General features: G+C 33.5%; 9 protein-coding genes. 4 read left to right on the top strand and 5 right to left on the bottom strand.

Annotated elements, in window-relative coordinates:
* Positions 1 to 20: 20 nt before the first annotated feature.
* From FPG59_RS01105 to radC, 3 genes are read right to left on the bottom strand one after another with little or no spacing between them, the layout of a single operon-like run.
* On the bottom strand, positions 21 to 788 hold the full coding sequence (locus FPG59_RS01105) for a hypothetical protein (RefSeq protein ID WP_086452771.1): 768 nt from the start codon (positions 786 to 788) through the stop codon (positions 21 to 23).
* A 1-nt stretch (position 789) separates the two neighbouring features.
* Positions 790 to 1,476 (bottom strand): YjjG family noncanonical pyrimidine nucleotidase, encoded by a 687-nt coding sequence (locus tag FPG59_RS01110; RefSeq protein WP_086452772.1) that lies wholly within the window; start codon positions 1,474 to 1,476, stop codon positions 790 to 792.
* Positions 1,477 to 1,485: 9 nt separating this feature from the next.
* Positions 1,486 to 2,178, bottom strand: a complete 693-nt coding sequence (gene radC, locus FPG59_RS01115; RefSeq protein WP_086452773.1) for a DNA repair protein RadC — start codon at positions 2,176 to 2,178, stop codon at positions 1,486 to 1,488.
* 107 nt (positions 2,179 to 2,285) lie between these two features.
* Between radC and FPG59_RS01120 the strand changes: the two genes are divergently transcribed.
* On the top strand, positions 2,286 to 2,852 hold the full coding sequence (locus FPG59_RS01120) for a DUF1287 domain-containing protein (protein WP_217875818.1): 567 nt from the start codon (positions 2,286 to 2,288) through the stop codon (positions 2,850 to 2,852).
* Positions 2,853 to 2,884: 32 nt separating this feature from the next.
* Here FPG59_RS01120 and murC read toward each other — a convergent pair whose 3' ends face one another.
* Both murC and FPG59_RS01130 read right to left on the bottom strand, forming a co-directional pair.
* Positions 2,885 to 4,294: a UDP-N-acetylmuramate--L-alanine ligase gene (gene murC / locus FPG59_RS01125; protein ID WP_086452775.1), complete on the bottom strand. Its 1,410-nt coding sequence runs from the start codon at positions 4,292 to 4,294 to the stop codon at positions 2,885 to 2,887.
* Positions 4,295 to 4,355: 61 nt separating this feature from the next.
* Positions 4,356 to 5,006, bottom strand: a complete 651-nt coding sequence (locus tag FPG59_RS01130; protein ID WP_086452776.1) for a lipopolysaccharide assembly protein LapB — start codon at positions 5,004 to 5,006, stop codon at positions 4,356 to 4,358.
* A gap of 243 nt (positions 5,007 to 5,249) precedes the next feature.
* Here FPG59_RS01130 and FPG59_RS01135 point away from each other — a divergent pair, with 243 nt between their 5' ends.
* The 3 genes from FPG59_RS01135 to FPG59_RS01145 form a co-directional block, all read left to right on the top strand.
* The gene (locus FPG59_RS01135) at positions 5,250 to 6,239 is read left to right on the top strand and encodes a glycosyltransferase family protein (protein WP_086452777.1); all 990 of its coding nucleotides are present in this window, start codon (positions 5,250 to 5,252) and stop codon (positions 6,237 to 6,239) included.
* Positions 6,240 to 6,448: 209 nt separating this feature from the next.
* Positions 6,449 to 6,910: a DUF962 domain-containing protein gene (locus tag FPG59_RS01140; RefSeq protein WP_086452778.1), complete on the top strand. Its 462-nt coding sequence runs from the start codon at positions 6,449 to 6,451 to the stop codon at positions 6,908 to 6,910.
* A gap of 255 nt (positions 6,911 to 7,165) precedes the next feature.
* On the top strand, positions 7,166 to 8,286 hold a 1,121-nt coding region (locus FPG59_RS01145), incomplete at its 3' end, for a hypothetical protein (protein ID WP_140344576.1).

Here is an 8,286-nt window from a genome sequence, read left to right on the forward strand (position 1 = left end):
TTAAAAAATTTAGATTCCATTTAAAACTTGACAGCAACCTTTTCTGAAATTAGCTGATCATTTTTATAATACTCAAAAAACCATTGATTGTCCTTAAGAATCAAAGATCCTTGCAAATCATCTTTTACAGCAATGAATGCATTAGGTTGAGATGTTTTTAATAATTTCATAACCACTTTTGGAGTTTTATCAATCAATTGATAGCCTGTAGCTGTAGGTTGAGCATATAAAAGATCAGCTGTATCTACTTTTGCTGGTGGCGCACTGGTTACCAAGGCAGAAGAAGCTGGACTTGATACGATTTTTTGTTCACTTTGCGGAGCTATTACTGAATTAGCTTGGGTATTATTTTGTTGTGCTGCAACACCACTATACTTGTATTTTAAAGCATTAATGGATTCAAAGGCTTGTAATAAAGCTTCATTATACGCTGCTTTATAATCTTTCTCCCTGCTTTTACCTATTTGAGATTTAAAAACAATATTGTCATTACAATCTTTAAGAGTTACAAAAAGTTTAGTGATTAAAAATCCGTTCTCTTTTTCCACATTTACATAAAGCAAATCACACCTGTTGGTGTACTCTGATGGCAAAATTTCTTTGTTATAAAAAGCTGTAAATCCAGCCTTTTCTAAATTGTATTTTGTTAGTGTATTTACTCGGTATTGATTTTCATCTTTTAACCACTCAAACTTTAAGGGAACAATTACCGCTTTATAATTGTTTACCGATTGGCCAAAAGAAATACTTACGAATAAAAGTAAAATGCTAACTGCTAATTTTTTCATCTTATAAAAATTTTTTAAGTTCTAATAAATTGTTGATCTGCTTAATGCTCTGGTCAACATTTGCGTTGCTTTCGTTAAAATAAATTGCATCTAATCCTACATTGAGCGCTCCTAAAACATCGGCATCATAGCTATCTCCTATCATAATGCTAGATGCAACAGCCGCATTAGCTTGTTTTAGCGCAAAATTAAAAATTGCTGGATTAGGTTTTTTTACACCAGCCATTTCAGAGTTTGTTACGGTTTGAAAATAACTTTCAATTTTTGCATTGTACATTTTTCTTGATTGCACTTCGGCAAAGCCATTTGTAATGATATGCAAGTTGTATTTTGGCTTTAAATACTCTAAAATTTCAAATGTCCCGTCAAATAGGTGATTGTTATCCGGTAAAAGTCTGATGTATTCATCGGAAATTTTATTGATTTGCGCATCCGAAATGGAGTAGTCAATAGCATCAAATGAATGTTTCAATCTGTTATAACGCAATTCCTCATGCGTAATTTTGTCAAACTGATATAATTTCCAACATTCTTGATTTATAGGTACATATTTATCAATGAATAGCTTAGCATCAACTTCAGGGTGATTATTTTTAAAAATAGTATTGAAAGTAAGTTCTGAATTTTTATCGAAATCCCATAATGTATGGTCTAGGTCAAAAAAAACATCCGTTAATTTTGTTTTCATATTTTGTGATTAAATTATGCCTTCATCGGCAAAGCTAAAATAACTGTTTTCAGTCACTATAAGATGATCTAGTACTTTTATTTCTAAACTTTCTCCGGCCTGCTTTAATTTTTTGGTGATGTGTTTGTCTGCATCACTAGGCACGAGCGTTCCTGAGGGATGATTGTGACATAAAATTAAGGCAGTTGCACCATTTTCTAAGGCTGTTTTAAAAACGATTCGCACATCAACTAGTGTTCCAGTAATACCTCCTTTACTCAGTTGAGATTTGGCAATAATTTTATTAGAGTTATTCAAAAAAATAATCCAAAACTCCTCATGCGGCAACTCTCCTATTACGGGTTGCATGATTTCAAAAATCACTTTACTTGAGGTTACTTTTTTTAACTCCACAGTATCCTCTGCTCTACGTCGTCGACCCAATTCAAGAGCTGCAATAATTGCAATAGCCTTTGCTTCTCCAATCCCCTTAAAAGTGGTTAATTGTGCTAAGGATAATTTTCCTAATGCATTTAAATTATTGTCAACACTGGATAAAATTCGTTTGCTTAAATCAACAGCGGACTCATTCCGACTACCTGATCCTATCAATATAGCTATTAACTCCGCATCGCTAAGAGCACTTTTACCTTTGAGCATCAATTTTTCACGTGGTCTATCATCTTCGGACCAATTTGTGATGGGAAAATTAGTTTGTTCCAAGTCGTAACTTTTTAAAATTAAGCATAATACAATAGTAAAAATAGCGTTATTTTAATTAAAGATAAAAGATGAAGGCAATTTATTTCTTACTAATTATTAGCATTTTAATGCCTTATGAATCAAAGGCGCAGCAAGGCAGACCAAATATTTCGTTTGAAACACGACTTTCAAATGCGGCTTTATCCATTATAAACCCCAAAATCATTTATGATCCAACGTATAAATCCATACCCTATCCTAAAGGAGATGTATCTAAAAACAAAGGAGTTTGTACGGATGTAGTCATTAGAGCTTACCGAAAGTTGAATATTGATTTACAAAAAGAAGTACATGAGGATATGAAAAATCATTTTTCGAAATATCCCAACCTTAAAAAATGGGGCATGAAAGGGACTGATACAAATATAGATCACAGAAGAGTTCCAAACTTAGAGGTTTTCTTTGAAAGAAAAGGTAAAAAACTACTGGTAACCGATGAAGCTCAAGATTATAAAACAGGTGATATTGTTACTTGGATAATTAACGGAAAACTACCCCACATAGGCATTGTAACTCATAAAAAAACGAGTGAAGGAATGCGCCCACTACTTGTACATAACGTGGGAGCTGGACAAGTACTAGAAGACTGTTTATTTAAATATAAAATAGTAGGACACTATCAATATGAAAAATAAAAGGCGCCATAATAATGGCGCCTCAAAGTTTATTACTGCATTAGATTTTTGACCTCATCAAAATTTAATCCACCATAATTTCCAGAACTCATCAACAACAAAGCTGAATTGTCTAAATCAAGATTAAACAAATAGTTTTTAAAATCTTGTGGATTGGTATAAATAATCAAATCTTCTCTGTTAAAAGCTTTGGCTATTTGATCATAAGTTACTTCTTCCAGTTGTTTAATTTTTACAGCATCTGGCGAGTAAAACACAACTGCTATATCAGCATATTCCAGCGCTCCTTCATATTCTTTTAAGAATTCAGCATTCAAGCTACTGTAGGTGTGCAATTCTAAACAGGCTACTAATTTACGATTTGGGTATTGCTCCTTTACCGCTTTAGTTGTGGCAGCTACTTTGCTAGGTGAGTGTGCAAAATCTTTGTATGCCACTTTCCCTTTTCCTTCGGCTATTTTCTCTAGACGCTTACTTGCACCTTTAAAACTAGCAATTGCTTCGTAAAAATAAGCTTCATCAACACCCATGTTTTGGCAAATCCATTTGGCACCAGCCAAATTATTTAAATTGTGCGCACCAAACACTTCAATTGGCATGTCCCCTTCTGGAGTTTCAAGAAGTGTTACTCCATCACTCACTGTATATTGTGGTGTAGCATACGCTAATTTACGGATCGGATTTGTGGCAGCCTCAGCAACGCGTTTCACTTCGGCATCGTCTTCGTTGTACACTAATATTCCACCGTTCGTAATTTTATCAATAAAAATTTCAAACTGCTCCACGTAATTTTCATAAGTAGGGAAAACATTTATGTGATCCCAAGCAATACCTGAAATTAGCGCAATATTAGGTTGATACAAATGAAATTTTGGACGCCTGTCTATAGGAGATGATAAATACTCATCCCCTTCAAGTACCATAAAATCATTTTCTTCGGTCAAGTGCACCATCGTATCAAAACCCTCAAGTTGCGCTCCTACCATATAATCTACAGCAATATTATGATAATGCATCACGTGCAAAATCATAGATGTTATAGTAGTCTTTCCGTGAGAACCTCCTATCACTACGCGAGTTTTGTTTTTTGATTGCTCGTATAAAAATTCTGGATAAGAATATATTTTTAACCCTAAAGCTTGTGCTTGTAGTAATTCAGGATTATCAGCTTTGGCATGCATACCCAAAATAATTGCTTCAATATCTTGTGTTATTTTTTCGGGAAACCAACCCATCTCTTGCGGAAGTAATCCTTTTTTTTCTAACCTTGATTTTGAAGGCTCAAAAACTGCATCATCACTACCTGTAACTTTATATCCTTTGTTGTGCAAAGCAAGTGCCAAGTTATGCATGGCGCTACCTCCTATTGCTATAAAATGAAGATGGTTAGATGTATTTGAACTTAATACTGATTGGTTAGAATTTGGATGTGTAGTTTCCATATTTATATTTTTCTGAATTTTATTTGCGCATTGGCCACAGCCAAATAACGGAGTGAGATTATTACGTTTTCTTTAATTTATGTTTGTATAAATTGTCTAATTTTTGGGGACCTACTTTTGAACTACCCGCCTGAATGGCTTTTTTGTATTGATTTTCTGCAGCAGCGTATCGTTCAAAATATTCATCAATATGCCCTCTTGAAAGGTAGCCGTCTACAGGTGATAATTTTGCTAATTCATTGGAATATTTTATCGCTTTAGACTCGCTTCCGCCAACAATTCCAGGCAACTGAATATACAATTCTATCAATGCCCATCGGGAGTCAATATGCTTTGGGTTTAATACAATGGCTTTTTCAAATGAAGATTTAACCTCATCAATCATTCCAAGCGCTTTAAACTTATTCACGGTCTTCGCTTTCATTCCTAAGGCACCACCATATTTATAATGATAATCTGCCTCAGTAGGCTTAAGCACTTTGAGCTTTTTATAATAGACTATCGCTTTATCCCATGATTTAGATTGACCCGCAATATCGCCTAGGTATTCTATAACCTTAGTATCAGCAGGATTGGTTTTCAAAATGCCTTCAAAAAGAACTTCTGCCTGACTGTATTTTTCATCCTTGAAAAGTTTCTCTGCTTTTTCAAAATTGGATTGAGACCACATCATGATTGGTAGCAATAAAAAAGAATAAAGAATTTGTTTCATTTTTCAAAAATAAGAAATTTATATAAGGATGTGAAAAGATTATGAGCCAACATTGCAACTAAAAGTATAATGAAATAGAAAACTTAAAAAAACTTTCCCATAACATGCTGCTCTTACTTTAGCTAGAGATTACATGCAATGTTATTTACACTGCTATTTCACAAACAAAGTTCTTGCCACAAAGTCAACTTTACACAAATGAATCAGTAATGAGGGTCTATATTTCGCAACCAAAAAAACAATATGAAAATATTTTATGCCATTCAAGCCACAGGAAACGGCCACATTAGTAGAGCTACGCAATTATACCCTTATTTACTTCAATACGGCACAGTAGATTTTTTCTTGAGCGGTAACAATGCCAGCTTAGATCTTAAAATACCTATTCGCTATAAAAGCAATGGTTGCAGTTTGTACTATAGTAAGTGCGGTGGACTCGATTACTGGAATATTACAAAAAATATCAAACCACGCCAAATCTACAAAGACGCTGATGCACTACCTCTTAAAGACTACGATGTGGTAATCAATGATTTTGACGCCATCACATCTCTAGCTTGTAAAATGCAAAACGTCCATTCGGTTCAATTAGGACATCAAGCCAGTTTCCTCTCTAAAAACACCCCCAGACCCGATAAAAAAAACATCATGGGCGAGCTCATTTTACAGCATTATGCTAAAGCGCCAAAGAACATTGGCTTGCACTTTGAAAACTACGACAGCTTCATAAGGCCTCCAATCATCAAAGACAAAATAATTGAAGCCAATCCCCAAAATTTACAACATATCACTGTTTACTTACCATCATTTGACCAAGACTGTCTCGAAAAAGCGTTTCAAAAGTTACACGATGTAACATTTCATTGGTTCCTCAGTAGCGTAACTCACAAACACACTATTCAAAACATTACCTATTATCCCGTTAACCAAAAACAATTCAATAAGAGCCTCATTACTTGTGACGGTATTATTACGGGGGGCGGTTTTGAAACTCCAGCCGAAGCACTATACCTCAAGAAGAAAGTATTGAGTATACCAATTCGCAATCATTACGAGCAAGAATGTAATGCTGCAGCACTAAAAAAACTTGGCGTTCCGGTAGTGTATACCGTTGATAAAGAATTTGATATTACAATCGCAAACTGGTTAAATATGAAAATTACCTATCCCGAAATGCAGGCCAATAATATTCCTGAAACGCTTCAATACCTTTTTGACACCTATCGAGATTAAAATTAGTTTTGGGGAATGCCCCGCAAAAAAAGCGGGTCGGGCTATACAGTTCAATCTTTTTTGCGAAAAAAATGCAAAAAAGGATTTCCCTTTCTATCCCTCATTCAAAAACGGCAATAAATAGCTATAACAACCTTATAACCAAACAGCAAAAAATAAAATATTTTAGTAAAATCTAATTTATTTATTACTTTAGTAAAAAATAAATTATGAAAACACTAGCAGAATGGTTTGAAGAATATAGCGTAAGCCACAAGAACCTGACCAATAAAAAGATTCATTATATCTGTGTACCACTTATCTTTTTCTCAGTGGTTGGTTTGTTTATGAGCATCCCGAGTGGTGTTTTATCTCCCCTAGCCTCCCTAAATCCAGCACTTGCCAATTGGGCTTTTGTAGCATTACTACTTGTTTTGTTTTTTTACTTTAGGCTTTCCTTAGTAATGGGAATAAAAATGACCTTCTTTACTGCTATTTGTCTCATCGGAAATTATTTAGTATCTCAATATGTGCCTTTAGTTTGGTTTTCTATAATTGTATTCACCGTAGGATGGATTGGACAGTTTTATGGCCACAAAATCGAAGGTAAAAAACCATCTTTCATCAAAGATCTACAATTCTTATTAATTGGTCCTGCATGGGTAATACACTCGGTGTTTAGCACCAAATAAGAATAATATAAAAAAGATATTTTTCTACTTTATTTCTTCAAAAGAGTAAATGGAGAGGAGCAAAAAATTATAAAACAGCAACTTAAACAATAAAGTTGCTGTTTTTTTTATGCCTAGCAGTCCCAAAAAAAATCTAGTAAACTCTTTATAAATTGCATTCAAAAAAAGTGTAATTTGTAGCGCAATTCAATCAAGATAAAACTTTAATAGACATAGCCATTTACCATGAAAAAATACATCTTAATTTTATTTTTTATGACAGTAACCGCCTTCTCTCAGCAATATGAAAAGAAATGGTCACAGATCCTAGTCCAAGAAAATAAAGGCAAAATAAAAACAGCAACTGAACTTGTTGATGCTATTTACAAAAAAGCAAAGAAAGAGAATAATGAAGTTCAAATCATTAAATGTTTTTTTTACAAGTCAAAATACCTGCAAGTTCTTGAAGAAGATGCACAAAGCAAAATCATTCGCAATCTTAAAGCGGAAATCAATACTGCAACAATACCCTCAAAAGCAATTTTGAATTTAGTGTATGCCAAGTGTTTGAGCGATTATAATGAAGAATATGAAAATTTTGGGGTAGCCGTTGTGGATTCATCCTCACTCGAAAATGAAAATAGCGAAAATCTAATTGATAGTGCAACAGTTAATGGCTATAATACTTCAGAGGACATTGACAAAATATTCGAAAAAACATTAGAAAACGAGGCTACTTTAAAGACTACAGCTCTTACTAATTACGAATCCATTTTTAATTTTTTTACTTTAGAAAAATTAAAAAAAGAAAATCTATTTGATTATTTGTTAAAAGAAAACATTGCCTTTTACAAATCAAAAATAAATGAATGGCAGTTTGAAGCGAAACAATTTGAAGCGCATAAAGATAACTTATTGGGACACTCTGATGCCTTTATAAAATTAAAGCTTGAATTGATTGAAGATGAAAGTTTAAAAAAAGTGCTTTCCTTGTATCAAAAGCTAGAAGCTGATGCACCAACTATTGAAAATAAATTAGAGCGCATACTATTTTGTTCTAACTACCTTTTAAAATCTGATGAAAACTTACTGACTACTTTACTCGACTTAGAAAAACAATCAAGTGAGAATATTCCATTACAAAAAATTAAATTAGAAAAAGCTACCATTTTCGGAAAATTAGCATCTAAAGAGACACATCCCGATTATAACAATAAAGCGTTAGCCGAATTAGAAAGCATTTTGAACACCAACAATAATTCTAATACGTTCAAACTTGCACAACAAGCCAAGGAAGAACTACTTTCAAAAACTATTCTAATCGAAACTCAAAAAAACACATATAGTAACGAACACGCAAGAGCTTTTATTAGATATAAAAATACTGACAATCTAAC

The organism is Flavobacterium sp. FPG59 (genome assembly GCF_002150205.1).
Lineage (GTDB): Bacteria > Bacteroidota > Bacteroidia > Flavobacteriales > Flavobacteriaceae > Flavobacterium.